Raw genomic sequence first — 25511 nt, forward strand, 5'->3', positions numbered from 1 at the left:
ATAATCATTGTTGTTGTTAAATTGAAAACCGATATAGGTTTTCTTCAGAATGCTATAGATCCCCGATTTCTCGGGGGTTATATTATTCTTCTAATCTAATGTCAAGTCCCAGACCTTTCAATTCGTGCATAAGTACGTTGAACGATTCTGGTAATCCTGGTTCTGGCATAGCTTCACCTTTTACTATACTTTCGTATGTTTTGGCTCTACCTATTACATCATCAGATTTAACAGTCAATATTTCTCTAAGTGTACTAGAAGCTCCATAAGCCTCTAATGCCCATACCTCCATTTCACCAAAACGTTGTCCACCAAATTGTGCTTTACCACCTAATGGTTGTTGCGTAATTAATGAGTAAGGTCCTATTGAACGTGCGTGCATCTTATCATCTACCATGTGTCCAAGCTTCAACATATAAATCACCCCTACGGTTGCAGGTTGATCAAAACGTTGTCCTGTACCTCCATCATATAGATATGTATGACCAAATCTTGGAATTCCAGCTTCATCTGTAATTTCATTAATTTGATCAAGTGTTGCACCATCAAAAATTGGAGTCGCATACTTACGACCTAATTTTTGACCTGCCCATCCAAGAACAGTTTCGTAAATCTGTCCAATGTTCATACGAGATGGTACCCCAAGTGGATTTAATACTATATCTACTGGTGTTCCGTCTTCTAAGAAAGGCATATCTTCTTGACGAACAATTCTCGCTACGATACCTTTGTTACCGTGACGTCCTGCCATCTTATCACCTACTTTAAGTTTACGCTTTTTAGCGATATAAACTTTTGCAAGTTTTAAGATTCCAGATGGTAACTCATCTCCTACAGAAATAGTAAATTTCTCACGTCGTAAATTACCTTGTAAATCATTCTCCTTAATTTTATAATTGTGCATTAAATCTGCAACCATCGCATTGGTTTCATCATCAGTCGTCCAAGTACCGCCTGTTAAGTGCGTATAGTCATCTACAGCATTTAACATTTTAAGCGTGTATTTCTTTCCTTTAGGAAAGACAACTTCTCCTAAGTCATTCATCACACCTTGTGCAGTTTTACCGCCAATAATTGCAAATAATTTTTCAACTAATACATCTTGAAGCGCTTGGAATTTTGCATCATACTTAATTTCAAGTTCTGCAATATCCTCTTTGTCTTTTGCTCTCTTACGTTTGTCTTTAATTGCTCTTGCAAATAACTTTTTGTCAATTACAACACCACGTAACGATGGAGAAGCTTTTAAAGAAGCATCTTTAACATCTCCTGCTTTGTCTCCAAAAATAGCACGAAGTAATTTTTCTTCTGGTGTTGGATCGCTTTCTCCTTTTGGAGTAATTTTTCCAATTAAAATATCACCAGGTTTTACTTCTGCACCAACTCTAATCATCCCATGCTCATCCAAGTCTTTTGTAGCCTCTTCAGAAACATTAGGAATGTCATTAGTTAATTCTTCATTTCCAAGTTTTGTATCTCTAACTTCAAGAGAATACTCGTCTATATGAATAGAAGTAAATATATCGTCACGCACTACTTTTTCAGAAATTACAATTGCATCCTCAAAGTTATACCCTTTCCAAGGCATAAAGGCTACTTTCATATTACGTCCTAGTGCAAGCTCCCCTTTTTCGGTAGCATATCCTTGACATAATACTTGTCCTTTTTTTACTCTATCACCTTTGCTTACAATAGGCTTTAGGTTAATAGAAGTACTTTGATTTGTTTTTCTAAATTTTACGAGGTTGTATGTTTTACTATCACCATCAAAACTAACCATACGCTCTTCTTCTGTACGGTCATATTTTATAATAATTTCATTAGCGTCTACATACTCTACTACACCGTCTCCTTCTGCGTTTATTAATACACGTGAGTCACTAGCAACCTGACGCTCAAGACCTGTTCCAACAATTGGAGAGTCTGCACGTAATAAAGGTACTGCCTGACGCATCATGTTTGATCCCATTAAGGCACGGTTTGCATCATCATGCTCTAAGAAAGGAATTAATGAAGCCGAGATAGACGAAATCTGGTTTGGTGCAACGTCTGTGTAGTGAACCTCTTTTGGGTCTACAACTGGGAAGTCACCTTCCATACGTGCAATAACTCTGTCGCTATCTATAGTTCCATCCTTTTTTAATGGAATATTAGCTTGTGCAATTAATTTTTCTTCCTCTTCTTCTGCTGAAAGGTATGTTGGCTCATTTTTCAAGTCAATCTTACCATTATCAACTTTACGATAAGGTGTTTCAATAAATCCTAAGTTATTCACTTTAGCATAAACTGAAAGTGAAGAAATAAGACCAATGTTTGGTCCTTCTGGTGTTTCAATAGGACATAATCTTCCGTAGTGTGTATAGTGTACATCACGCACCTCAAAACCTGCTCTCTCTCTCGAAAGACCTCCAGGTCCTAATGCCGAAAGACGACGCTTATGAGTTATCTCTGCTAATGGATTAGTTTGATCCATAAATTGAGATAACTGGTTTGTACCAAAGAATGAGTTAATTACTGAAGATAATGTCTTCGCGTTAATCAAATCGATAGGCGTAAACACTTCGTTATCACGTACATTCATACGCTCACGGATGGTACGTGCCATACGAGCAAGACCAACACCAAATTGAGAAGATAATTGTTCACCTACTGTACGTACACGACGGTTAGATAAGTGGTCAATATCATCAATCTCTGCTTTAGAGTTAATTAACTCGATTAAGTATTTTACAATAGTAATGATATCTTGCTTGGTAAGCACTTGCTTATCCATTTCAATATCAAGACCTAACTTTTTATTCATACGGTAACGTCCTACCTCACCTAAGTTATATCTTTGGTCTGAGAAGAATAACTTATTAATAATACCACGAGCTGTTTCCTCGTCTGGTGGTTCTGCGTTACGTAATTGTCTATAGATATGTTCTACCGCTTCTTTTTCTGAGTTGGTAGGATCCTTTTGTAATGTGTTATGTATAATTGCATAATCTGCAAGATGATTATCTTCTTTATGTAATAAAATTGTTTTAGATCCAGATTCTAAAATCTCTTCAATATGCTCTTTTTCAAGAACTGTATCACGATCTAATACAATCTCGTTTCTTTCAATAGATACTACCTCTCCTGTATCCTCATCTACAAAATCTTCATGCCACGTTTTTAATACACGAGCTGCTAGTTTTCTACCTAAGAATTTTTTAAGCCCCGTTTTAGTTGCTTTAATTTCTTCAGCAAGATCAAAAATTTCAAGAATATCTTTATCTCTCTCAAAACCAATTGCACGGAAAAGTGTGGTTACAGGTAATTTTTTCTTTCTATCGATATAAGCGTACATAACGCTATTAATATCGGTAGCAAATTCAATCCAAGAACCTTTAAAAGGAATTACTCTGGCTGAATATAATTTAGTTCCATTAGCGTGGAAGGATTGTCCAAAGAATACTCCAGGCGAACGGTGTAATTGTGATACTACTACACGTTCTGCTCCATTGATACAAAAAGTACCACTAGGTGTCATGTAGGGAATAGTACCTAAGTATACATCCTGAACAATAGTCTCGAAATCCTCATGCTCTGGATCTGTACAATATAATTTTAAACGAGCTTTTAAAGGAACACTATAGGTAAGTCCACGCTCTATACATTCTTGGAGTGTATATCTAGGTGGATCTACGAAGTAATCTAAAAACTCTAAAACAAATTGATTACGTGTATCTGTAATCGGGAAATTCTCTAAGAAGGTTTTATATAACCCCTCTTGACCTCTTTCTTCTGACTTGGTTTCCAACTGGAAAAAATCCTGAAAGGATTTAATCTGGATATCCAAAAAGTCCGGATAGTCCGGCTTATTTTGTACAGAGGAAAAATTCAATCTTTCAGTTTGCGTTGCTGACATCTATGGACGGAATTTTGATTAAAAAAAACTATGCGCGTATACAGTAAAAATGGTTAACCTTTATATACGCAAAATGGTTTAGGTCTTTCCGAACATATCGGAAGACCTAAACCTTAAGGTTTGAAGTTAGGTAAGCTTACTTAAGCTCAACCTCTGCTCCAGCTTCTTCTAACTGAGCTTTTAATGCTTCAGCTTCGTCTTTTGCAACTCCTTCTTTAATTGGAGAAGGTGCATTATCAACTAATCCTTTTGCGTCTTTAAGACCAAGACCTGTAAGTTCTTTAACAAGTTTTACAACTGCTAATTTAGAACCACCTGGTGCAGTTAGGATTACGTCAAATTCTGACTTTTCATCAGCGGCGTCTCCACCACCTGCAGCACCACCACCAGCGGCAACAGCAACAGCTGCAGCAGCAGGCTCGATACCATACTCATCTTTTAATATAGTAGCTAACTCATTAACTTCTTTTACAGTTAAGTTAACTAATTGCTCTGCGAAATCTTTTAAATCTGCCATTTTCTATCGTTTTTGTAATTTTAATATATAATTTAATTAGTGCTTATTTTATTAACCTTCTCTTTCAGATAAGGTTTTAACTAGTCCTGAAAGTGTACTTCCACCACTCTTAAGTGCAGAAATAACATTTTTAGCAGGAGATTGAAGTAATCCAATGATTTCTCCAAGCAATTCGTCTTTAGACTTAATCTCAACTAATTTGTCAAGTTGATCGTCTCCAACATAAACTGCTTCTTCAATATATGCTCCTTTAAGTAAAGGTTTTTCAGATTTTTTTCTAAATTCCTTAATTACTTTTGCTGGTGCATTTCCTGCTTCGGCTATCATAATAGAAGTGTTACCTTTTAACACCTCAGTTAATTCACCGAAATCTTTATCAGAACTTTCCATTGCTTTTGCAAGCAATGTATTTTTAACAACCGCAAGTTTTACACCTGCTTTAAAACAAGCACGACGTAAGTTTGATGTTGCTCCTGCATCAAGCCCAGAAATATCTGCTAAGTAAATGTTAGCATTATCCCCTAACTGTGCAGTTAAATCTGAGATTACTTGTGATTTTTCTTCTCTTGTCATAATTATGTATTTTACTGCTCAGTAAATCTTTTAGTGTCTATTTCTACTGAAGGACTCATCGTACTCGACATGTAGATACTTTTAATATAAACACCTTTTGCCGCTTGAGGCTTAAGTTTTACAAGTGTTGTTAATAATTCTCTTGCGTTTCCGGCAATTTTATCTGCATCAAAAGATGCTTTTCCAATTGCAGCATGTACAATTCCAGTCTTTTCAACTTTAAAGTCAATTTTACCAGATTTGACATCAGAAACAGCTTTAGCAACGTCCATTGTTACTGTACCTGTCTTTGGGTTAGGCATTAATCCACGAGGACCTAAAACACGTCCTAATGGTCCTAATTTTCCCATTACACTTGGCATAGTTACAATAACGTCAACGTCTGTCCAACCTCCTTTAATTTTATCGAGGTACTCATCTAGTCCAACATAGTCTGCACCGGCTTCTTTAGCTTCAGCTTCCTTATCTGGAGTCACTAATGCTAACACCTTTACATCTTTACCAGTACCATGAGGTAAGGTAACAACACCTCTTACCATTTGGTTTGCTTTACGTGGATCCACGTTAAGACGAACCGCAAGGTCAACAGAGGCATCAAAATTTACGTTGGTGATTTCTTTTATTAAAGCAGAAGCTTCAGCTACAGAATATGTTTTATCCTCTACCTTAAGTACAGCTTCTTTTTGCTTTTTAGTTAATCGTGCCATTATATAGATTCTTTTTCTTTATTAAAAAGGTGCAGCACCTTTGATTTTAACACCCATTGAACGCGCTGTACCAGCTACCATTTTCATAGCAGACTCTACTGTAAACGCATTTAAATCAGGCATTTTGTCTTCTGCAATAGCTCTTACTTGATCCCAAGAGATAGTTGCTACCTTTTTAACGTGCGGCTCACCAGACCCTTTTTTGGTCTTAGCAGCTTCCAAGATTTGTACTGCAGCTGGAGGAGTTTTAATAACAAAGTCAAAAGACTTGTCTTTATAAACTGTAATCGCAACTGGTAATACTTTACCTTGCTTATCTTGAGTTCTCGCATTAAATTGCTTACAGAACTCCATAATGTTAACACCGGCAGCACCTAAAGCTGGCCCAACTGGTGGAGACGGGTTAGCGGCTCCTCCACGAACTTGCAACTTTACTACTTTACCTACTTCTTTTGCCATTTTCTAAATTTTAAAATGTGTTATTTCTTGAGTGGAAGCCTAAGAAACAACGTTTATATAGTGTGTAACAAATTAAATTTTTTCTACTTGCATGTAACTTAACTCTAATGGTGTTTTTCTACCAAAAATCTTTACCATTACTTCAAGTTTACGCTTTTCTTCATTTATCTTTTCAACCGTTCCATTAAATCCATTAAATGGACCATCTATAACTTTTACTGTCTCTCCTATTACGTAAGGTATATTTACGTTATCATCTTGAACAGCAAGCTCATCTACTTTACCAAGCATTCTATTAACCTCTGCTTGACGTAATGGAACAGGATCTCCCCCTTTTACTTCACCAAGAAAACCAATTACTCCATTAATTGATTTTATAATATGAGGTATTTCTCCTGCGAGGCTCGCCTGTATCATAATGTATCCAGGAAAATAAACGCGTTCTTTATTTATTTTCTTTCCATTACGAATTTGGATAACCTTTTCAGTAGGAACAAGAACTTGATCAATATAGTCTTGAAGGTTGAGTCTATTAATCTCACTCTCTATATAAGACTTAATCTTATTCTCTTGTCCACTTACTGAACGGACAACATACCATTTTTTTGTACTCTTTGTTTCAGTCATAACTACGACTTAATCCATTTAAAATAAGCTTCTACAGCTCCACTAAAAACAGTATCAACACCCCAAACAGCTAGTGCAAGTACTACTGAAAAAACAGCTACAATAACTGTTAATCTTTGTGCTTCTGGCCAAGGAGTCCATGTTACATGGTTTTTTAGCTCGTTATAAGATTCTTTAATATAATTCAACATTATAATTGTGTTATTTTGTTTTGAAGCTTTAATCTTCAGTAGCACGGGTTGAGAGACTCGAACTCCCGACACCTGGTTTTGGAGACCAGTGCTCTACCAACTGAGCTAAACCCGTATTCTTGTATTGGGATTACCCAGAAAATGACACTTATTTTACTAAGCCCTGCCTTAAGCAGACAGGTAAACCCGTTATAAAAGTCAAGGCGTTCCGAAAAACGGAACACCTTTAACTTTATAAAATATATTAATAGTTAGTCTAAAATTTCAGTTACCTGACCGGCACCTACTGTTCTACCACCTTCACGGATTGCAAAACGAAGACCAACATTCATTGCGATAGGTTGGATAAGATCAACTGTAATAGTTAAGTTATCACCTGGCATTACCATTTCAACTCCATCAGGAAGGTTAATGTTTCCTGTAACATCAGTTGTACGTACGTAGAACTGTGGACGGTAGTTGTTGTGGAATGGAGTGTGACGCCCACCTTCTTCTTTCTTAAGTACATACACCTCAGCTTTAAACTTAGAGTGTGGTGTTACTGAACCTGGCTTAGTAATTACCATACCTCTAGAGATTTGAGTTTTCTCAATACCTCTTAATAAGATACCAGCGTTATCTCCTGCCTCTCCTCTATCAAGGATTTGACGGAACATTTCAATACCAGTAATTGTAGAGTTTAGTTTCTCTGCACCCATACCAATAATCTCTACAGGATCACCTGTGTTTGCTACACCAGTCTCAATACGACCAGTTGCAACTGTACCACGACCTGTAATAGAGAATACATCTTCAATAGGCATTAAGAAAGGCTTGTCCATATCACGAACTGGCTCTTCAATCCAAGTATCTACAGCTTCCATTAACTCTAAAACTGTATCCACCCATTTACCTTCACCGTTTAATGCTCCAAGAGCAGAACCAGCAATAACAGGACCATTATCACCATCATACTCGTAGAAAGAAAGTAAATCTCTAATCTCCATTTCTACTAATTCAAGTAATTCCTCATCGTCTACCATATCCACTTTGTTCATGAATACAACAATACGAGGAATACCTACCTGACGTCCTAATAAGATGTGCTCACGTGTTTGAGGCATAGGACCATCTGTTGCAGCAACAACAAGAATAGCACCATCCATCTGTGCAGCACCCGTTACCATGTTCTTTACGTAATCGGCGTGACCTGGACAGTCAACGTGCGCATAGTGACGATTAGCAGTTTGGTACTCTACGTGTGAAGAGTTAATTGTAATACCACGCTCTTTTTCTTCTGGCGCGTTATCAATTTGATCAAAAGCAGAAGCTTCTGAAAATCCTTTATCTGCTAACACCTTAGTAATAGCAGCTGTAAGGGTTGTTTTACCGTGATCTACGTGTCCAATTGTACCAACGTTTAAGTGTGGTTTCGAACGATCATATGTTCCTTTTGCCATTTTGTATTAATTTAATCTTAGTTATATAATAGTGTTCAATAAATAATTGAGAAAACCACATAAAGTAGTCTCTCATGTTTTGAGCCAATGACGAGATTTGAACTCGTGACCTCTTCCTTACCAAGGAAACGCTCTACCCCTGAGCTACACCGGCAAATCTGATTACGATTGCCGATTCAAGATTTACGATTCATTAAATCATACATCGTAACTCGCAAGTTTAATGAGCGAAGGTCACATTTTCTTATGACGACATTTCGCTTAGAGCGGGAGACCGGGTTCGAACCGGCGACATTCAGCTTGGAAGGCTGACGCTCTACCAACTGAGCTACTCCCGCATTTATAACTGCCTTTTACAGTTAATTTATTTCAATATTTCAATTTGGATTACCTACACTTTCTCGGTGATCCAATTCGGGTGAACCCGAACCAAGAATTTTATTCTGGCAGCTTACAAAAGCAAGCTTTTGACGCTCCCACTTTTAAAACTCTTTGTGGGGAGAGCAGGATTCGAACCTGCGAAGACGTAGTCAGCAGATTTACAGTCTGCCCTCGTTGGCCGCTTGAGTATCTCCCCCTAAGCCAATTCGGAAATCCAAAAAATGAATTACGAATCATCAAAATTTCAAGAGCCGATGGAGGGACTCGAACCCACGACCTGCTGATTACAAATCAGCTGCTCTAGCCAGCTGAGCTACATCGGCTTTTAAACCCTTTTTTACACTAATTTTTTAGCATAAAAAAGTCCGCTGTTTCTAACGGACTGCAAATGTATGTAAATTTATGTTTTTACAAAACAAATTTTAAAAAAATTATTGCAATAAAATAGCTCTTTCTTTTTGCTTCATTTTTTTTAGTTGTCTTTCAGCAGATTGCATACATTCATAAACTGCTTCTTCGAAAGATTTTGCTGCTTTTTTTATTACAATATCTTTCTTTGGGATTCTTACCAAAAGCTCGACTAGTTTATTTTCCTTAGATGCTGTTTTTTGAACTTTCATGAAAACATCTGTGGCTACAATCTTATCATGGAATTGTTGCAGTTTTACAAACCTCTTATCAATATATGATAATAATTCAGACTTGGGTGAGAAATTGGGTGTTTGTACATTTAACTTCATAATTGTAGGTTTTAGGTTAGCACTTTACTTATTTCTTGGATGTGAACCTTTATAGGCTTCTTTTAACTCTGTAATACTATTATGAGTATATACTTGGGTAGAAGCTAAACTAGAATGTCCTAAAAGTTCTTTTACCGCATTAATATCTGCTCCTTGATTAAGTAAATGGGTTGCGAAAGAGTGACGCAAAATGTGTGGACTCTTTTTTACTTTTACAGAAGCTTTACTAAAGTAAGAATTTATTACCCTATAAACAAGATTATCATACACTTTTTCACCTCTTTTAGTGAGCAATAAAAATGAAGAATCTACAATTTTTTCTAACTGTATTCTTTCTTTTTGATATAGCTCTAGTGTTTTTACAACGGAAGGTAACAAAGGGATAAGACGTTCTTTATTTCTTTTACCTAAAATCTTAATTGTTTTATTGTTTGAATCTACACCTTTTAATTGAAGGTTAACCAACTCTGCTCTTCTCATACCTGTAGTGTAAAACAACTCTACAATTAGTTTATTTCTAACCCCCTCAAAACTATCTACATTATTCAATAATATTAAAACATCATTTATCTCTTTTTCTGAAAAAGGAATTTGTACTTTTTTTGAAGTCTTTAATGCTCTGTGTTTTAGTAAAGGATTTTCTGAAACTTGTTTTGATTTTAGTAGAAATTTAAAGTAAGAGTTTAATGAAGATATTTTTCTATTAATACTCCTATTAGCGATACCTTTTTCTACTAGTGAAACAATCCAACTTCTAATAATACTGTAGTTAACAGTTTTAATTTTAGTAATTGAATATTCTGTTGTAATAAAGTCTAAAAATTCCTCTAGGTCTTTTTTGTAAGCTAGTATGGTGTGAGAAGAGTATTTTTTCTCTAATTCTAGATATGCTACAAATGATTGAATAGACAAAGCTTTGGTTTTCGGTACACGTTTTAATAAGTAGTTCTAAGATACAGAATAAATAGTATTTAAAGCAAAAAATCCGTTAGCACACGCTAACGGATTTTTTAAAATATTATAGTTCCAATCATTAGATTTCTTCTTGATCTCTTAAGTGTTGGATGTATTGTGCTTTTTGGATTTGCGCTCTACGTGCAACAGAAGGCTTTGTAAATGCCTGTCTTGCTCTTAATTGACGCATTGTTCCTGTACGATCAAACTTACGCTTAAAACGCTTTAAAGCTCTGTCGATATTTTCTCCGTCTTTTACTGGTATTATTAACATAGTATCTTAACCTCCTCTCTTTTGCGGCTGCAAATATAAAAAAGATTTTAGATATTAGATGTTAGATGTTAGATTTTTTTAATCAAAATACCACGTTACTAAATCAGTTAAAAACAACAATACAAATAAAAGACTTTGAAAAAGTAAACCTATTAAAAGCAGCTTATAAGTATCCTTTCTTCTCTTATTTATTAATAAACAAATTGAGAGAAAAATCCAAGCTGTTGATGAGTATAGCCATATATAAAATGCTACTTCAAGAACGGTATCAAAAAAAGTATAGGCTTCAAGACTTTTTGGATCTGGATAATACGGTTCGGGAAAATATCCTAACACATAAGCAGAATGATAATAAAAAACTAGAATTGTAATGCTTGGCGCTAGTGACAATACACTCAAACAGAAATTAAACCTATTTAACCTTTTTAACATCTCTTTTTTAAAGATGTTATTCCTTAAATAAGGTTGCTCTCCTAGTTAAATCTCTAATAAGTTTTTCTTCTTCTTCACTTTCTAGCAAGGTATTGTAACTTTCCCAGAAGTCTTTGTTGTATGGACGTGGTAAAAAGATGTCTGAAGACCATTCATCAGTAAGTGCTTTTGCTATTACTTGGTCATCTTGAATAATTTCAGTAAAAACAATTTCTTGTATAGTAAAGTAGTACTGTTCTTCTCTTGTTTCTGCACTTTCATTTTCTGGCCTATCCGAAGATCTGTTCCCAATGTTTACCAACTTGGGTGTTTCATAGTACAGGTAACTAGGGTACATATTGTCTTCAAATTCGCGATAAGTAATTACTAGTTTATGGTTCACTTTCGAATTAAACAAACTCTTGCTTCTCCTTTTCTGAATAGTAGAAGCTGGTACTAATTCATACTCGATTTTCTTTATAGCATAGGAATCCCAATCTATGTACAACCAACCTCTTGGATGATAACCATCATTATATATACCGGGAGTTTCAAGGTTTACGTATTCTTCACCTTCAAAAATTTTAATTTTATAAACTTTCTTATCATTTTCAACAAGAATAGTATCTATAGTAAATTGGTGATCTTGCAAAACGTCCTTTCCGAATAATGCTCTTGTGTTATTAGCATTTCTTACTATATTAAGTTTTCCTTTAAAAAGATTGTCTAAGCCATTAATTCTTTGGTCATTCCACTTTATAGCTTTTTCAAGAGCGCTAGTTTGTAGGTTGTTTCTATTAAGTGTGTTTGAGGTTATGTCTATATCTGGGTCAATACTTTTTAAATAAGAAGTGTAAACAAATAAACTATCAATATCTCTTAGGTCAAAACTCTTCCTAGTTTCGTCAACATTAATTTTTAAATTTTTTCGAGAACCAGCAGCGTAACTAGAATCATATAGGGTAATGGCGCTTTCTATAAGCCATTTATATTGTTTTATATTTCGTTCTCTATGACGTAAAAATCCTTTTTGGATATATGAACTATCTGGAAGTGTTTTTTCTAATCGCTCAATTGCTTTAAGTACAACATCATTACCAGTTTTAGGCCGAGTTTCTGCGATTAATAAAATTTCATCTAATGAAGCAATATCTTCTTCAAGAAAAATATCCATTGTATTGTCGAACTCTGCTACTGTGGTCTTAAAACTTTTATACCCAATTGATGAAATAACTAAGGTGTCGTTTTTATGCTTGTTTGGCACCAGTAACACAAACTTACCATCTACATTACTTACTGTACCTATAGTAGTATTTTGAACATATACACTTGCATTTTCAATAGGAGCATAAGTAGCAAAATCTACCACTTTATTTTTGAGTTCGGTTTGAGCAAAGCTTAACGAAACTAGACAAATAGCCATTAGGGCTATAAGTTGCTTTTTAAAAGAAAAGTTCATACTTGGGATTTGAAATTGTTAGTAAATATACCAAGATAAAAACAAAAAAGAGGCCTACTATGTCGCTGGCTTGTAGGATTTACCGTCCATCACCATTTTAGCAATAATTTCTCGAAGTATTTCACTAGTTCCTCCACCAATTGGTCCTAGCCTACTATCTCTAAGGTTTCGTGCTAATGGATACTCTTCCATATAACCATAACCTCCTAGTAATTGTAAACATTCATAAGCTACTTCATCAGCTACTTTTGTTGAAATAAGCTTAGACATAGTTGCTTCTTTCACAACATATTCACCATCATTCAATCGTTTAGTAGTAACATAGTTAAATGTTTTTGCAACCTCAACTTCACTTACAAGTTGCGCTACTCTATGACGTAGTGCTTGAAATTTTGAAATAGATTTCCCAAACGCGGTACGATCCTTCATGTACTGTATGGTGTACTCTAACGCCCACTCACTTCTAGCATGAGCATTAATACCCATAATTAAACGCTCTAAAGCAAAATGTTGCATGATGTATGGGAAACCCATGTTTTCCTCTCCCATTAGATTTTCGGCAGGGATTTCAACATTATCAAAAGCAATTTCACCCGTATCACTTGCTCTCCATCCTAGTTTATCTAATTTAGTAGCCGAAACACCTTTTGCTTCTCTATCTACTATAAAAATGCTTATGCCTTTATTTCCTAATTCTTGATTTGTTTTGGCTGCAACAATTAAATAATCGCTATACACGCCATTAGTAATAAATGTTTTAGATCCATTTATGATGTATGATTCTCCTTTTTTAACAGCAGTAGTTCTCATACCTCCTACATCACTTCCCCCAAAAGGCTCAGTAATACACAAACAACCTATCATTTCACCTGTAATGCTTGGCGTTAGGTATTTTTGCTTTTGCTCATGATTTCCTTCTTTATTAAGATGAGTCATTGCAAGATAGGCATGCGCCCACATGGCTGCAGCAAAACCACCACTACTAATTTTTTGTAATTCTTCAAGAAAAATTACAGTATAAAAAAGATCTAAATCCATCCCTCCATACTCCTCAGGATAATTAATGCCAAAATATCCCATCTCCCCCATCTTTTCCCAAATAAATCGCTCAATATGACCTGTTTCTTCCCACTTTTCTATATGAGGAACTACTTCTTTTTGGAGAAAATCTTGAAAACTTTTTCTGAAAAAATCGTGCTCTTCTGTAAAATATAATTGGTCCATAAATGGTTTTTAATTTAGGATTTGTAGCGAAAGATCTACATGTTATTTAGCAAACAAATATAACTGAATTAACTGTAACTTTACAGCAGAAAGTTTGTCAATTTTCTCTAATTCTGAAAGTGATTCTATACGTTCTCTAAGTCTTCTAAACTCCCAAATTTCTTTTGCAAGTTGAAATGAAACACCCGGAATAGTTGCAATATCTGAAGCAGAAGCAGTATTAATATTTATCTTATTAATTTCTTTTGGTGTTTTTACAGTAAATAGATTGGTAGTCTTCTTGATTACTATAGGCTCTAAACCGTATACATTGTGTAACTGAATTTCATCACTAAAACCACCTAGTTTATTTCTATAATTTATTATTCTAGTGCTTAAAGCTTCGCCAATACCACTTACCTGCTGTAGTTGCTCTTTAGTTGCTTTGTTTAGGTCTATTTTTTCTGAATAGGCTTTTTCAACAATACTATTTACATAGTTAGGCTTAGACTTTTTAGGTTTTGGATTTGTAACCCAATCTGGAAATTTAAAGTAAGGTGAAATTGTAGCTAATAAAGAATCTGAAACTCCTGTAACTTTTTTAAAATCTGATACTGAATTAACCCACTTATCTTTTGCTCTGTAGGCTTTTAAATTATCATATTCTTTAACAGAAAGCCCTAGTGTATAAGCTTTATATTCTGTAATAAAGTTGGGATTAAAAGGATAAACTTTTGGTTTAGAATTTTTAGTTTTAGCTAGTTTTAAAGAGTCTATCTCGTTCTGAATTTTTACAATTTCAGTAGAACCTGTATCCAGTATTTTTTCAGTAGAAAAATCAACAAAAAAGTAAACACTTAAAAAGCCAAAAATAATTGCAACCAATAAAAAAATCCCACTTCGTTCATTTTTTGAAAATGTTAAGTGGGATTTATAATTTTTCATTCTAAAGGGTATTTAGAGCATATTTTTAGAGTTCGTTTGTAAGATCTTCTGCCCCTTCTTCAATCGCTTCTTTTTTTGTTTTGATTGCTTTCATATACTTTGTAAGTTCTTTTCTAACAACTGGAGTAAGCAATACTACTCCAATAATATTAGGCACAACCATTGCAAATATCATCGCATCTGAAAAGTCGATTACAGCTCCAAGACTTATTGAAGCTCCTAATACTACAAATGCTAAGAAAAGTATTTTATATATTAAATCTGTTATTTTTCCTTTTCCAAAAAGGTATTTCCACCCTTGCATTCCATAATAAGACCATGAAATCATTGTTGAAAAAGCAAATAAGATTACTGCTATCGTTAATATTATAGAGAAATGAGGTATTACAGAATCAAAAGCTGTTGCTGTAAGTTCTACACCTTCTGAAATTGGAGTTCCATATTCCATAAAACTTCCATCAAAGTTTGTAATAATAATTACAAGAGCAGTCATAGTACAAATTACAACTGTATCTACAAAAGGCTCTAGTAAAGCTACAATACCTTCACTTGCTGGATATTTAGTACGAACAGCTGAGTGTGCGATTGCTGCAGATCCTACACCTGCTTCGTTAGAAAATGCTCCTCTTCTTATTCCTTGTATCATCACTCCAATAAGTCCTCCTGCTATACCAAGCCCAGAAAATGCTCCTGTAAATATCAATGAAAATGCATCATCAATAAGAGAGAAGTTTGCTACTAAAATTATAACCGCTGCAAGTACATATATACCTGCCATAAAAGGAACAATTTTCTCTGTAACTTTTGCAATTCTTTTAATTCCACCAATAATAACAATAGCAACAAATGCAGCCATGATTAAACCGAAAAAGAACCCTGAGTTACCTCCTGTAAGTTCAAATAACTTTGTGAACTGTGCCGCTGCTTGGTTCGCTTGAAACATGTTTCCTCCACCAAAAGATCCTCCAATGACAAAAATGGCAAATAAGACAGCTAATATTTTTCCTAAAACACCAGCTCCTTTTTCTTTAAGTCCTTTACTCAAGTAATACATTGGACCTCCATATACTGTACCATCTTCTCCAACATCACGATACTTTACACCTAAGGTACATTCTGCAAACTTAGAAGCCATACCTAATAAACCGGCAAGAATCATCCAGAACGTAGCTCCAGGACCACCAATAGATAAGGCAACTGCAACTCCAGCAATGTTTCCAAGACCTACTGTAGCAGATAATGCTGCTGTGAGTGCCTGAAAGTGTGAAACCTCTCCATCTGCACTTTCATCTCTTATAGTTTCAATTATATCTCCCCCTTCATTAGGAGTTGGGTCTCCATATAGAGTATCTACTCCATGTTTTTCAATATCTTCATACTTACCTCTTACAACCTTAATTGCTGTAAAGAAGCCTGTAAAATTTATTAATTTAAAATAAAAAGTAAAATATAGTGCACCACCTATAAGAACTATAAGAACCCAAGGTATTTGAAATGTATCAGAAAATGGGATTTCATAAAAAATAGCATCAACGAACCAACCCGTATATTTACGAAAACTTGCATCAAAGCTAGCTTCTATACTTCCAGCATCTTCTTGTGCAAAAGTTAATAATGGGGTTAAAATTGTAAATAATGAGAGAAGAAATTTCTTCATAGTTAGTTTATTAGTGAGACTTCATTTTTAAAGCAAGGCAATATGCTAAAAAATTTAGGGAATTCAAATTATTAGCCGTTAAATTGTTAACGATTTCTAAACATTGTATTGTTGTTTTAGGCTTTCAATTTGGTTAGGGCGGCCTATTAATATGAGCTTTGAACCTTCTCGTAATCTCAAAGATGGTTCTGGATTTACGATATAGTGACCATTGGGTTCTTTATATCCAATTATTGAACAACCTGTTAACTTTCGTAGGTCAATTTCTTCGATTGTATGTTCTTTTCCATCTGGACATATTTTTTCAAAAGATATTTGCTCCACATTAATACTATCTTCATCTCCAGACACAGAAAGGTTATCTAAAAACTCTACCAAATCTGGTACTACAACAAGAGAAGCCATATGGTCTCCTCCTATTTTATCTGGCATAATTACATTATCTGCTCCAGCCAATTTTAATTTTTGATAGCTAGTTTCTTCTGTTGCTCTACTTATAATCTTTAAGCTTGGCATAAGTTGGCGTGCAGATAAAACTATAAAGAGATTATCTGCATCACTTGGTAGTGCACAAATTAGTGTAGATGCTCTTTTCAATCCAGCTTCAATAAGCACATCATCATCTATAGCATTACCACTAATGTATAACAACCCTTGCTCAGATAAGCGCTCTAAAGCTTCCTCTCCATTGTCTATTACGACAAAGTTTTCTTTATAATCTTGGAGCTTTTGAGTTGCCTGTTTCCCATTTCTCCCATACCCACACACAATCACATGGTTTTCTAAATTATCTATTTCTTTTTTCACCTTTTTGTACTTTATATTTCCAATATTATTTCTACTTAAAATATATTCTGAAATTGCAGTTATAGCATACCCTAAAATGAAAATACTGCATATAATTAAGAAAGAGGTAAAAATTTTTTCTGCTTGGTTAAGAGGTTCTACTTCTGCATATCCTACAGTAGAAATTGTTATAACCGTCATATATATAGCATCTATCCAAGAGTATCCAGAATAAAATTTAAAGCCCACTACACCTATTATAAAGACAATAAGTACAAGTAATATTGCAAAGGCAATTTTTGATAGAAAAAACTTTTTCATAAATCAAAAACTGAGGTTCTTTTACTGTAAATTAAATCTTTAAGTTTTAACCAAAAGGCTAACGTTAGATAAATTGCAAATCCAGCACCAAGTGTAGCAAAGGATACATATATAAAAAAGAGTCTTACACTTTTTGCTCGCATCCCCAATCTATCTGCCAAACGAGAACTTACGTAAAAGCCGCGTTTTTCAAAATAGTGCCGTATTTTGTATACTAATTGTAGCATATTGCAAAATAGTTAATTTGGAGTTAACCGCTAGTTTAATAAAAGTAGTTTTTTAATTTTTATTCTAAAAGTTATCCTATAATTGAAATACCTACAGCACAATTAAGGCATTTTAGTTTTTGACAATACTTACTGTTCAATTGCAAAAGTGCTTGAGATTCTAATGCATTATTAGCAACTTTTTTAAGTTTATTATATCTAGAAATAACCGTATTATTCTCTTTTGGTATTTGTTCAATTAAAGTAAAAAGCTCCTTTACGTTATCTTCTCCAGTATGTTTAGCATATGTAAATTTGATAGGTATAAGCGTATTTATTATTAATAAATCAATAAAACCTCGTGTAAGTTTTTTCTTTCTAGTTGCAGATAATACTTCAAAATTATAGTGCACATCCCAGTATTCACTAGCAGCAACTTTAAAAATATCATAATAGTCTTCCTTATGTTTAGCCAAAATTATTTCAGAAAAAAGAGAAGGTCTGTTAAAGAAAAGAGAAGCTAATTGAGCCAATCTTAATGTAGGAAAATTAGGAGGTCGTAAACGAAAAAATTTAGGATTAATAACTGTGTTTTGTGACAACTGAAATTTTTGCTTTAAGAAGGCATATTCAAGCTTTAAACTTTCAAAATATGCATCACTATAATTTTCTGAAAGCAGTCCTGCTTGCCCAAAAAATAGTGCTTCTAGACTTTGCATTGAATGCCTTACTTTTTGTACTACTGAAAAATCAATTGAATTTGAAATACTTAAAAAAGATTCTCCATTAACTTTTAATCCAAAATTTTTAAATAAAATCTTGTATAAAACTGCCTCCCAATGGTTGTTATTTCTTTCTAGTTCATTAAGTATAAAAATAGATTTTTCTTCAAGGCGTTCTATGTAGAGACGTTCCAGCCAATTTTGGATTATAAAATCGTCCACCTCAGGAAAGTTATTTTCGCATGCAATCCATCTCTTTTCTTTAGAAAAGAGTTTCTTATACTGCAAAAGTGTTTCGTTAGAAACTATTTCTTTAAGCATAAGTGTGGCAATAGGAGTATTGTCTTTTCTATAAACTTCTGTATCGTGCTCCCAAACTACATGAAGAATAATTGAATCGTACGCTGAATCACTTTCATGACCATGTGCATACCAATCACTAGACTTTACGTGTATTTCTACATTTCCAGCCCACAACTGTTCATTAATTTGTATAGAAGCATTAAAGAAGTCTGGCCCGGCATTAAAGTTATGGCTACCAGGTTTAGAAATTATTACAGTATCCCCTGTAGTTGTTTTTAATTGCTTTGCCGAAAACTTCTGAAACTTCCATACGTAATGAAGGAAATCTTCTTTCATCTAAAGACTAAAATTATGTGGGGAGGGCTATAAATATAATAAATAAGACAAAATAATCTATGATACTCCTATAGATTCATGCATAAATAGAAATTGTTAATCTATATATCCCATTTCACGCATCCAATCGTCATTAAACATTTTACCTACGTAACGACTTCCATGGTCATGAAATAATACTACTACAACATCATCCTTTGTAAAATGCTCTTTTAATTGAAGAATTCCTTTCATGGCAGCACCAGCTGAATTCCCTAAAAACATGCCTTCTTCCTTAGCTAGTTTTTGTGTGTAGACTGCAGCATCTTTATCGGTTACTTTAGTAAATCCATCAATGATACTAAAATCTACATTCTCTGGTAAAATATCTTCACCAATACCTTCAGTTACATAAGGGTAGATTTCTTTTTCATCAAATATTCCTGTTTCATGATATTTTTTAAAAACACTTCCATAAGTATCAATCCCCCATACTTTAACATTTGGATTTTGTTCTTTTAAATATTTTCCAACGCCACTTATAGTTCCTCCAGTACCAACACCTACTACAAAATGTGTTATTTTTCCATTAGTTTGTTTCCATATTTCTGGTCCAGTACTTTCGTAATGCGCCTTAGCATTACTTGGGTTGTCATATTGATTAACATACCAGCTATTAGGAGTTTCTTCTGCTAGGCGTTTTGAAGTTGAATAGTACGATCTAGGGTCATCTGGTTCTACATCTGTAGGGCATACCACTACTTCACTTCCTACTGCCCGCAAAATATCCATCTTTTCTTTACTCTGTTTGTCACTTATTACACAAACCATTTTATACCCTTTTACAATGGCTGCAAGTGCTAATCCCATTCCTGTATTACCAGAAGTTCCTTCTATAATTGTTCCGCCAGGTTGTAATCTACCATCTTCCTCTGCATCCTCAATCATTTTGAGTGCCATACGGTCCTTAACAGAGTTTCCTGGATTAAATGTCTCATACTTCGCTAACAACAAGCAAGGTAATTCTTCAGCAAGTTTATTGATTTTTACAAGTGGGGTATTCCCAATAGTTTCTAAGATATTCTTTGCGTACTCCATAGTTTGTTTTGAGTTTGCAAATGTAAAAAAGTAAGTTCAAAAAAAATTATATAAGTCTTTTAAATGGCTATTTATTTTAGAAATAAATTATAAAGATTTCAATCTCTACAGGAATTGCGTTATTCAAACCTAATCGCCTTTACAGGAGAAATTTTTGAAATTAGATAAGAAGGAACTAACAAGAAAAATAAACACAATAAAAAAGTGGCTATATTAAGTAATAGTATATGTACTACATCAAAATAAACAGGAGCTTCAGTAACATAATAGGTGGTTGGGTCTAAGGGAAATAATTTAAATTGTTTTTGTATAAATAAAATACCTAAGCCTATCACATTTCCCCAGAACAAGCCTTTACCAATTAAATACATTGCATTGTATAAAAAGATTTTTCGCACAGCCCAATCGCTACTTCCTAATGCTTTTAAAATTCCAATCATTTGGGTACGTTCTAAAATTAACACCAACAATGCAGTAATCATATTAATACTGGCAACCAAAATCATAATCCCAATAATGAGTACAATATTAAAATCGAATAAATCTAACCATTCAAAAATAGACCCGTATTTATCTCTTATAGTTTGAGTGTCTAGTGTACTTCCTACTTCGTCATACACTTTATTTCCTGTTTCTCTAATAGTATTAAAATCTTCGACAAAAACTTCAAAACTACCAATTTGGTTTTCGTCCCATTTATTTAAGCGTTGAATTTGTTTAATGTCTGCAATTATAAATTGCTCATCAAACTCTAAAAAACCACTATTGTAAATACCCACAATGGTAAATCCAATATTTCGAGGCCTTTTTCCTTCTTCGGCATTTAAAAAAAAGGTAGGAGCTTTATCACCTATGGTAAGTTGTAATCTGTTAGCTAGATATTCTGAAATTAAAAGTTCATCGTTAATACTTCCAGAAAAATTAGGCAATTTCCCTTCAACTAAAAAGTCTTCAAAAAATTCCCAATTGTAATCGTCTCCCACTCCCTTTACCACTACTCCTTCAAAATCTGTTGCAGTTCTAATAACACCTCCTTTTAAAGCCGAAACCTGGATGTGTTTAATCCCTTCTACACTAGTAAATTCAGGATAAAAATCCTGTTCTTTTGAAATTGGAATTTGAGAATCGTTAGAAAAGTTAGTGTCAAAATTGGTGATAATAATATCTCCGTTGAATGCCGAAACTTTTTCTTTTATCTTTTTCTGAAGTCCAACTCCCGTAGCAATAGAAACCAACATAACCACCATACCTAAGATAATAGCAGTAATGGCAATTTTTATTATTGGTGCCGAAACACTACTTTTATAATCCTTGGAGGAGATGATGCGCCGGGCAAGAAAAAACTCTAAATTCACGTACCTATTTATGACTCTGTTACTTCACAAAAATACACTTATTTTAACCGTTTTAGGAATGCTCACCCTTCCTTTTTCCTGCGGAAGTAATCTACAAACAAAAAACACTAGTGATTTTGCTGAAAGTGAAGTAATACACGATAGTATTTCTATAATTACTGAAACTAAAGAGATTGTTGTTGGAGCTTCTCAAATTGAAAAATATCTTCCTGTACTTAAAAATAAAAAAGTGGGAGTTGTTGCTAACCAAACATCTAGGCTAGATGTTAAGACAATGGAATATGATAGTGCAACCAAAACAGAAAGTTGGATTAGGATTAAAGAGCACTTGGTAGATAACCTAGTTGCAAAAAAGATTAATGTAAAAAAAGTCTTTGCTCCAGAACATGGGTTTCGTGGTACGGCAGATGCCGGTGAAGTAGTAAAAGATGGTATAGATACCAAAACAGGAGTTCCTATTGTATCTCTCTACGGAAAAAACAAAAAACCAACACAGCAACAACTAGAAGATATTGACATTATGGTGTTTGATATCCAAGATGTGGGTGCTCGTTTTTACACTTATATTTCTACCTTACATTATGTTATGGAAGCCTGTGCCGAAGCTGAAATTCCATTATTAATTCTTGATAGACCCAACCCAAATGGACATTATATAGACGGCCCTATTTTAGAACCTCAGCATAGTAGTTTTGTAGGGATGCATCCTGTCCCTGTGGTACATGGGATGACCATTGCAGAATACGCTCAAATGATCAATGGAGAAGGTTGGCTTACTAACAAAGTAAAATGTGAACTTACCATTATTACAATGGAAAATTACACCCATGACACACCTTATAGTTTACCTATAAAACCTTCTCCCAATTTACCTAATGATACCGCTATTAACCTTTATCCTAGCCTATGCTTTTTTGAAGGTACTATTGCAAGTGCTGGTCGTGGTACTGATACACAATTTCAAATTTTTGGAGCACCTTCCTTACCAAGTGAATTTTTCCCGTATCAATTTACACCGCAAGCTAATGAAGGTGCTAAGTACCCTAAGTTTAAAGGAGAAGTTTGTAATGGTTTAGATTTAAGAGATACTGAAAAATTAGACAAATTAAACTTAGAATGGCTTATTGAAGCCTACGTTGGGTATGGAAAAAAATCAACTTTTTTTAATTCGTTTTTTACAAAATTAGCGGGTACAACTAAACTACAAGAGCAAATTGAAAAGGGATATACCTATAAGGAAATTAGAGCAACTTGGCTACGAGATTTAGAAGCGTATGATTCTATGCGACAGCCCTATTTGTTGTATGATTAGACTATCCTAAACGCTTTTTCATTTCCTCTACAATATTAAAAGCAGCAGGACAAATAGCCACATTTTTTAAAGTAAGGTTACTAATTTGTTGAAACTTTTTCCTATCTGTATGTGGGAACTCCCTACACGCTTTAGGACGCACATCATAAATACTACAATAATTATCGGTTCCTAAAAATGTACATGGAACACTTTGCAATACATAATCATTGTCTTCGTCCACACGCAAATAGGTTTCTATAAACTGTTGCTCTTTCATTTTAAAATGTTTTGCAATTCTAGAAACATCTTTATCTGTAAATAAAGGACCTGTAGTTTTACAGCAATTAGCACAGGTAAGACAATCGGTTTTTGAAAACTCAGCATCATGCAACTCTTGCATTAATACATCAAGATGTTTTGGTGGCTTTTTTTTAAGTTTTGTAAAAAACTTTTTGGTTTCGTTATGTGTATCTTTGGCACGTTGTGGGAGCTGCTTTAGCGTTTCATCCATACTTCAAAAATACTAAATACTACCCTTTTATGAGCGATGTGCTTGGAAATGCTTTACTAGATTTTTATAATGGAAACTATACCGAAGATATTATTACCGAAACTTCGGTGACTGAAGAAGATGAACTACCGCTTCCGTATCTATTCCGAAGTTTTAAGGAAATGCCTCCTCTGGAGCAAAAGGCATTACAACTAGCAAAAGGAAAAGTACTAGATGTAGGGTGTGGTGCAGGTAGTCATGCATTATATCTTCAACAAAAAAAACACCCTATTACAGCCATTGATATTTCAAAAGGTGCTATTGAGGTTTCTAAAAAAAGAGGTGTAATAGATGCGAGAAAAATTGACTTGTTAGAGCTTAACAATGAGCAGTTTGATACTATTCTGCTACTTATGAATGGTACTGGAGTTTTTCAGAAATTAGAACAAATTGACACCTACCTTAACCACTTAAAAAAATTATTAAGTCCTAAAGGGCAAATATTAATTGATTCTAGTGATCTTCAATATTTATATCCTGAAGGACAAAATGGAGGTATCTGGGTTCCTCAAGACCACTACTACGGAGAATTAGAATTTACTATGTCTTATAAAGGGGAAACCACAGAACCATTTAATTGGTTATACTTGGACCAAAAAATCTTTAAGGAAGCCTGTGATGCTTCAAATCTTAGTTTTGAAGTAATAGCAGAAGGAACTAATTTTGATTACCTAGCAAGGCTTACTGCTTTATAGGATAGTACCCTTTTTCTTTTAGTGCCTCCATTGTATTTTTGAACAAATCTCTACTCCAAAACTCAGATGTTTCAGAAATGTCCTTTGCTAATTCTGGACGAACTTGTTCTAGTTTTTGCCCAGTTTCACTTGTATTAAAAGCACTAAAAGCAGCATTTTGTTCAGGTGACAGCTTTGTGTAATCATCAACTAGTTGTTTTCCTGCTTCACTTTCATAAAAGGCAAGCATGGTTTTAATATCGTCTTTGGTAAAGTAACTTCTATAGGTAGATGCTAATAACGCAATGATATATTTTACTTGGTTTTCTTTTGAAGATTGTAAGTCTGTCCAAACTTCTTCTGGTATTGAAACATTTTGATATTGCTGTCGTAATACCAAAAACATTTCATCATAAGCTTTTTCATACTGCTGAGCCGTCCCATTAATGGAAAGGTATTTGATGATATCTTCTTGAAAGGACTGCGCATTTATTGTAACTGAAAAACAAATCGTTAAAAAAAGCGTTAAAGTGAGGTGTCTTAGTTTCATTTTATTGGGATACCTTTATGTTTGTTAAAAAAAGAATAATATGAAAATTTTTCAATTCAAATATATAGTATTTTTTGTTGCCTTAATAGTTCTTGCTGGATGTAAGGATGATGATAGTGATGGAGTTGAAGACTTTAAAGCTGAAAACAGAAAAGCTTTAGGGTCCTCCGGAGCAGATATACTATCTAGCGATATCTACCAAAGTATTACTTTAGAGTTGGTTTATTCTGCTGGATTTAGACCAGAACAGTCCACAATTACAGATTTTGAAAATTTTCTTGCAGCTCGAATAAATAAACCTAGCGGAATAAATGTTATAGAAACTCAAATTGAAGCTCCTGATGGTGCTCCATTTACTACGCAAGAAATAAGAGATATTGAAGACGAAAATAGAACTCGCTATACCGAAGGAGATGATATTGCAGTATATGTATTTTTCTCTAACGGAAGTAATTCTAACGATACCAATACTGCCGTAACACTTGGTACTGCATACCAGAATACATCTATTGTTGTTTATGAAAGAACACTAAGAAATTTAAGTACTTCACAAAATATTGAATTAGGATTACTAGAATCTACTACCTTACAGCATGAGTTTGGTCACCTTTTTGGCTTAGTAAATATTCTTGATGATGATATCCATTCGAACCATGAGGATACAGATAACAACAGACATTGTATTGTTGAGGACTGTTTAATGTATTTTGAAAGCAATCTTGGACGTAGTAATATGGAAGCTATTCTTAATAACCTTAGAGGAAGACAAAATGTACCAGAGTTTGATGCCGATTTATGTCTTCAAGACCTACAAGCTAAGGGAGGAAGGTAGATTATAGATTTTTCAGAAAATAAAGTATAGACTCGCTTCGCTTTTTGAATTTAGATTAACTGAAATTAAAAAG

Annotated in this window: 26 protein-coding genes and 5 tRNA genes; 4 read left to right on the forward strand and 27 right to left on the reverse strand. The window is 34.2% G+C overall.

Features of this window, described 5'->3' with window-relative positions; genetic code table 11:
• Window positions 1-82: 82 nt before the first annotated feature.
• The 16 genes from rpoB to rpsU all read right to left on the reverse strand — a co-directional run bounded on the left by rpoB (window position 83) and on the right by rpsU (window position 10757).
• Window positions 83-3895 (reverse strand): DNA-directed RNA polymerase subunit beta, encoded by a 3813-nt coding sequence (rpoB, locus tag RM538_RS11720; RefSeq protein WP_311333631.1) that lies wholly within the window; start codon window positions 3893-3895, stop codon window positions 83-85.
• Window positions 3896-4031: 136 nt separating this feature from the next.
• The gene (gene rplL / locus RM538_RS11725) at window positions 4032-4412 is read right to left on the reverse strand and encodes a 50S ribosomal protein L7/L12 (protein ID WP_311333632.1); all 381 of its coding nucleotides are present in this window, start codon (window positions 4410-4412) and stop codon (window positions 4032-4034) included.
• A gap of 51 nt (window positions 4413-4463) precedes the next feature.
• Entirely contained in the window at window positions 4464-4985 is a 522-nt protein-coding gene (rplJ, locus tag RM538_RS11730; protein ID WP_311333633.1) for a 50S ribosomal protein L10, read from the reverse strand.
• A gap of 11 nt (window positions 4986-4996) precedes the next feature.
• Window positions 4997-5692: a 50S ribosomal protein L1 gene (gene rplA, locus RM538_RS11735; RefSeq protein ID WP_311333634.1), complete on the reverse strand. Its 696-nt coding sequence runs from the start codon at window positions 5690-5692 to the stop codon at window positions 4997-4999.
• A 21-nt stretch (window positions 5693-5713) separates the two neighbouring features.
• Window positions 5714-6151 carry a 50S ribosomal protein L11 gene (gene rplK, locus RM538_RS11740; protein ID WP_311333635.1) on the reverse strand — a complete coding sequence of 146 codons (438 nt, stop codon included), beginning with the start codon at window positions 6149-6151 and terminating at the stop codon, window positions 5714-5716.
• Between the two features lie 72 nt (window positions 6152-6223).
• Window positions 6224-6778 carry a transcription termination/antitermination protein NusG gene (gene nusG, locus RM538_RS11745; protein WP_311333636.1) on the reverse strand — a complete coding sequence of 185 codons (555 nt, stop codon included), beginning with the start codon at window positions 6776-6778 and terminating at the stop codon, window positions 6224-6226.
• Window positions 6779-6780: 2 nt separating this feature from the next.
• A complete protein-coding gene (secE, locus tag RM538_RS11750) occupies window positions 6781-6969 on the reverse strand; it encodes a preprotein translocase subunit SecE (RefSeq protein ID WP_311333637.1) in 189 nt (62 codons plus the stop codon).
• Window positions 6970-7011: 42 nt separating this feature from the next.
• Window positions 7012-7084, reverse strand: a tRNA-Trp gene (locus RM538_RS11755).
• Window positions 7085-7220: 136 nt separating this feature from the next.
• On the reverse strand, window positions 7221-8408 hold the full coding sequence (gene tuf / locus RM538_RS11760; RefSeq protein ID WP_311333638.1) for an elongation factor Tu: 1188 nt from the start codon (window positions 8406-8408) through the stop codon (window positions 7221-7223).
• 82 nt (window positions 8409-8490) lie between these two features.
• Window positions 8491-8562, reverse strand: a tRNA-Thr gene (locus tag RM538_RS11765).
• Between the two features lie 111 nt (window positions 8563-8673).
• A tRNA-Gly gene (locus RM538_RS11770) sits at window positions 8674-8746 on the reverse strand.
• A gap of 157 nt (window positions 8747-8903) precedes the next feature.
• Window positions 8904-8985 (reverse strand) — tRNA-Tyr (locus RM538_RS11775).
• Window positions 8986-9038: 53 nt separating this feature from the next.
• Window positions 9039-9112 (reverse strand) — tRNA-Thr (locus RM538_RS11780).
• 108 nt (window positions 9113-9220) lie between these two features.
• Complete coding sequence (locus tag RM538_RS11785) at window positions 9221-9529, reverse strand: HPF/RaiA family ribosome-associated protein (protein WP_311333639.1); 309 nt, start codon at window positions 9527-9529, stop codon at window positions 9221-9223.
• A 24-nt stretch (window positions 9530-9553) separates the two neighbouring features.
• On the reverse strand, window positions 9554-10441 hold the full coding sequence (locus RM538_RS11790) for a tyrosine-type recombinase/integrase (RefSeq protein WP_311333640.1): 888 nt from the start codon (window positions 10439-10441) through the stop codon (window positions 9554-9556).
• A 121-nt stretch (window positions 10442-10562) separates the two neighbouring features.
• A complete protein-coding gene (gene rpsU / locus RM538_RS11795; RefSeq protein WP_311333641.1) occupies window positions 10563-10757 on the reverse strand; it encodes a 30S ribosomal protein S21 in 195 nt (64 codons plus the stop codon).
• A 227-nt stretch (window positions 10758-10984) separates the two neighbouring features.
• Here rpsU and RM538_RS11800 point away from each other — a divergent pair, with 227 nt between their 5' ends.
• The gene (locus tag RM538_RS11800; RefSeq protein ID WP_311333642.1) at window positions 10985-11128 is read left to right on the forward strand and encodes a hypothetical protein; all 144 of its coding nucleotides are present in this window, start codon (window positions 10985-10987) and stop codon (window positions 11126-11128) included.
• A 77-nt stretch (window positions 11129-11205) separates the two neighbouring features.
• Here RM538_RS11800 and RM538_RS11805 read toward each other — a convergent pair whose 3' ends face one another.
• From RM538_RS11805 to RM538_RS11845, 9 genes are all read right to left on the reverse strand, one after another.
• Window positions 11206-12627 carry a carboxypeptidase-like regulatory domain-containing protein gene (locus RM538_RS11805; RefSeq protein WP_311333643.1) on the reverse strand — a complete coding sequence of 474 codons (1422 nt, stop codon included), beginning with the start codon at window positions 12625-12627 and terminating at the stop codon, window positions 11206-11208.
• Between the two features lie 57 nt (window positions 12628-12684).
• Complete coding sequence (locus tag RM538_RS11810) at window positions 12685-13851, reverse strand: acyl-CoA dehydrogenase family protein (RefSeq protein WP_311333644.1); 1167 nt, start codon at window positions 13849-13851, stop codon at window positions 12685-12687.
• A gap of 42 nt (window positions 13852-13893) precedes the next feature.
• Window positions 13894-14775 (reverse strand): ComEA family DNA-binding protein, encoded by an 882-nt coding sequence (locus RM538_RS11815; protein WP_311333645.1) that lies wholly within the window; start codon window positions 14773-14775, stop codon window positions 13894-13896.
• Window positions 14776-14800: 25 nt separating this feature from the next.
• Window positions 14801-16432 (reverse strand): alanine/glycine:cation symporter family protein, encoded by a 1632-nt coding sequence (locus RM538_RS11820; protein WP_311333646.1) that lies wholly within the window; start codon window positions 16430-16432, stop codon window positions 14801-14803.
• A 96-nt stretch (window positions 16433-16528) separates the two neighbouring features.
• Window positions 16529-17539 (reverse strand): potassium channel family protein, encoded by a 1011-nt coding sequence (locus RM538_RS11825; protein ID WP_311333647.1) that lies wholly within the window; start codon window positions 17537-17539, stop codon window positions 16529-16531.
• Window positions 17536-17766, reverse strand: coding sequence for a PspC domain-containing protein (locus RM538_RS11830; protein ID WP_311333648.1), 231 nt, complete (start codon window positions 17764-17766; stop codon window positions 17536-17538). The genes RM538_RS11825 and RM538_RS11830 overlap by 4 nt, the downstream gene beginning before the upstream one ends.
• Window positions 17767-17837: 71 nt before the next feature.
• Window positions 17838-19106, reverse strand: a complete 1269-nt coding sequence (locus RM538_RS11835; RefSeq protein WP_311333649.1) for a DUF2851 family protein — start codon at window positions 19104-19106, stop codon at window positions 17838-17840.
• A gap of 96 nt (window positions 19107-19202) precedes the next feature.
• The gene (locus tag RM538_RS11840; RefSeq protein WP_311333650.1) at window positions 19203-20183 is read right to left on the reverse strand and encodes a PLP-dependent cysteine synthase family protein; all 981 of its coding nucleotides are present in this window, start codon (window positions 20181-20183) and stop codon (window positions 19203-19205) included.
• A gap of 119 nt (window positions 20184-20302) precedes the next feature.
• Window positions 20303-21538, reverse strand: a complete 1236-nt coding sequence (locus tag RM538_RS11845) for an ABC transporter permease (protein ID WP_311333651.1) — start codon at window positions 21536-21538, stop codon at window positions 20303-20305.
• Between the two features lie 10 nt (window positions 21539-21548).
• On the opposite strand from RM538_RS11845, the gene RM538_RS11850 reads away from it, so the two are divergent.
• Window positions 21549-22850, forward strand: a complete 1302-nt coding sequence (locus tag RM538_RS11850; RefSeq protein WP_311333652.1) for an exo-beta-N-acetylmuramidase NamZ family protein — start codon at window positions 21549-21551, stop codon at window positions 22848-22850.
• Window position 22851: 1 nt separating this feature from the next.
• Here RM538_RS11850 and RM538_RS11855 read toward each other — a convergent pair whose 3' ends face one another.
• Window positions 22852-23343 (reverse strand): YkgJ family cysteine cluster protein, encoded by a 492-nt coding sequence (locus RM538_RS11855; protein ID WP_311333653.1) that lies wholly within the window; start codon window positions 23341-23343, stop codon window positions 22852-22854.
• Between the two features lie 29 nt (window positions 23344-23372).
• On the opposite strand from RM538_RS11855, the gene RM538_RS11860 reads away from it, so the two are divergent.
• Entirely contained in the window at window positions 23373-24077 is a 705-nt protein-coding gene (locus tag RM538_RS11860) for a class I SAM-dependent methyltransferase (protein WP_311333654.1), read from the forward strand.
• Here RM538_RS11860 and RM538_RS11865 read toward each other — a convergent pair.
• Window positions 24064-24606: a DUF2059 domain-containing protein gene (locus tag RM538_RS11865; RefSeq protein WP_311333655.1), complete on the reverse strand. Its 543-nt coding sequence runs from the start codon at window positions 24604-24606 to the stop codon at window positions 24064-24066. The two genes, RM538_RS11860 and RM538_RS11865, sit on opposite strands and share 14 nt — an antisense overlap.
• Before the next feature lie 40 nt (window positions 24607-24646).
• Between RM538_RS11865 and RM538_RS11870 the strand changes: the two genes are divergently transcribed.
• Window positions 24647-25438 carry a zinc-dependent metalloprotease family protein gene (locus RM538_RS11870; RefSeq protein ID WP_311333656.1) on the forward strand — a complete coding sequence of 264 codons (792 nt, stop codon included), beginning with the start codon at window positions 24647-24649 and terminating at the stop codon, window positions 25436-25438.
• The last annotated feature ends 73 nt before the right edge of the window (window positions 25439-25511 follow it).

The organism is Patiriisocius hiemis (genome assembly GCF_031846325.1).
GTDB lineage: Bacteria > Bacteroidota > Bacteroidia > Flavobacteriales > Flavobacteriaceae > Patiriisocius_A > Patiriisocius_A hiemis.

Coding starts and splice junctions, on each gene's coding strand:
- rpoB (WP_311333631.1), bottom strand. CDS start 3,895: ATGTCAGCAACGCAAACTGAAAGATTGAATTTTTCCTCTGTACAAAAT.
- rplL (WP_311333632.1), bottom strand. CDS start 4,412: ATGGCAGATTTAAAAGATTTCGCAGAGCAATTAGTTAACTTAACTGTA.
- rplJ (WP_311333633.1), bottom strand. CDS start 4,985: ATGACAAGAGAAGAAAAATCACAAGTAATCTCAGATTTAACTGCACAG.
- rplA (WP_311333634.1), bottom strand. CDS start 5,692: ATGGCACGATTAACTAAAAAGCAAAAAGAAGCTGTACTTAAGGTAGAG.
- rplK (WP_311333635.1), bottom strand. CDS start 6,151: ATGGCAAAAGAAGTAGGTAAAGTAGTAAAGTTGCAAGTTCGTGGAGGA.
- nusG (WP_311333636.1), bottom strand. CDS start 6,778: ATGACTGAAACAAAGAGTACAAAAAAATGGTATGTTGTCCGTTCAGTA.
- secE (WP_311333637.1), bottom strand. CDS start 6,969: ATGTTGAATTATATTAAAGAATCTTATAACGAGCTAAAAAACCATGTA.
- tuf (WP_311333638.1), bottom strand. CDS start 8,408: ATGGCAAAAGGAACATATGATCGTTCGAAACCACACTTAAACGTTGGT.
- RM538_RS11785 (WP_311333639.1), bottom strand. CDS start 9,529: ATGAAGTTAAATGTACAAACACCCAATTTCTCACCCAAGTCTGAATTA.
- rpsU (WP_311333641.1), bottom strand. CDS start 10,757: ATGTTAATAATACCAGTAAAAGACGGAGAAAATATCGACAGAGCTTTA.
- RM538_RS11800 (WP_311333642.1), top strand. CDS start 10,985: ATGAGTATAGCCATATATAAAATGCTACTTCAAGAACGGTATCAAAAA.
- RM538_RS11805 (WP_311333643.1), bottom strand. CDS start 12,627: ATGAACTTTTCTTTTAAAAAGCAACTTATAGCCCTAATGGCTATTTGT.
- RM538_RS11810 (WP_311333644.1), bottom strand. CDS start 13,851: ATGGACCAATTATATTTTACAGAAGAGCACGATTTTTTCAGAAAAAGT.
- RM538_RS11815 (WP_311333645.1), bottom strand. CDS start 14,775: ATGAAAAATTATAAATCCCACTTAACATTTTCAAAAAATGAACGAAGT.
- RM538_RS11820 (WP_311333646.1), bottom strand. CDS start 16,432: ATGAAGAAATTTCTTCTCTCATTATTTACAATTTTAACCCCATTATTA.
- RM538_RS11825 (WP_311333647.1), bottom strand. CDS start 17,539: ATGAAAAAGTTTTTTCTATCAAAAATTGCCTTTGCAATATTACTTGTA.
- RM538_RS11830 (WP_311333648.1), bottom strand. CDS start 17,766: ATGCTACAATTAGTATACAAAATACGGCACTATTTTGAAAAACGCGGC.
- RM538_RS11835 (WP_311333649.1), bottom strand. CDS start 19,106: ATGAAAGAAGATTTCCTTCATTACGTATGGAAGTTTCAGAAGTTTTCG.
- RM538_RS11840 (WP_311333650.1), bottom strand. CDS start 20,183: ATGGAGTACGCAAAGAATATCTTAGAAACTATTGGGAATACCCCACTT.
- RM538_RS11850 (WP_311333652.1), top strand. CDS start 21,549: ATGACTCTGTTACTTCACAAAAATACACTTATTTTAACCGTTTTAGGA.
- RM538_RS11855 (WP_311333653.1), bottom strand. CDS start 23,343: ATGGATGAAACGCTAAAGCAGCTCCCACAACGTGCCAAAGATACACAT.
- RM538_RS11860 (WP_311333654.1), top strand. CDS start 23,373: ATGAGCGATGTGCTTGGAAATGCTTTACTAGATTTTTATAATGGAAAC.
- RM538_RS11865 (WP_311333655.1), bottom strand. CDS start 24,606: ATGAAACTAAGACACCTCACTTTAACGCTTTTTTTAACGATTTGTTTT.
- RM538_RS11870 (WP_311333656.1), top strand. CDS start 24,647: ATGAAAATTTTTCAATTCAAATATATAGTATTTTTTGTTGCCTTAATA.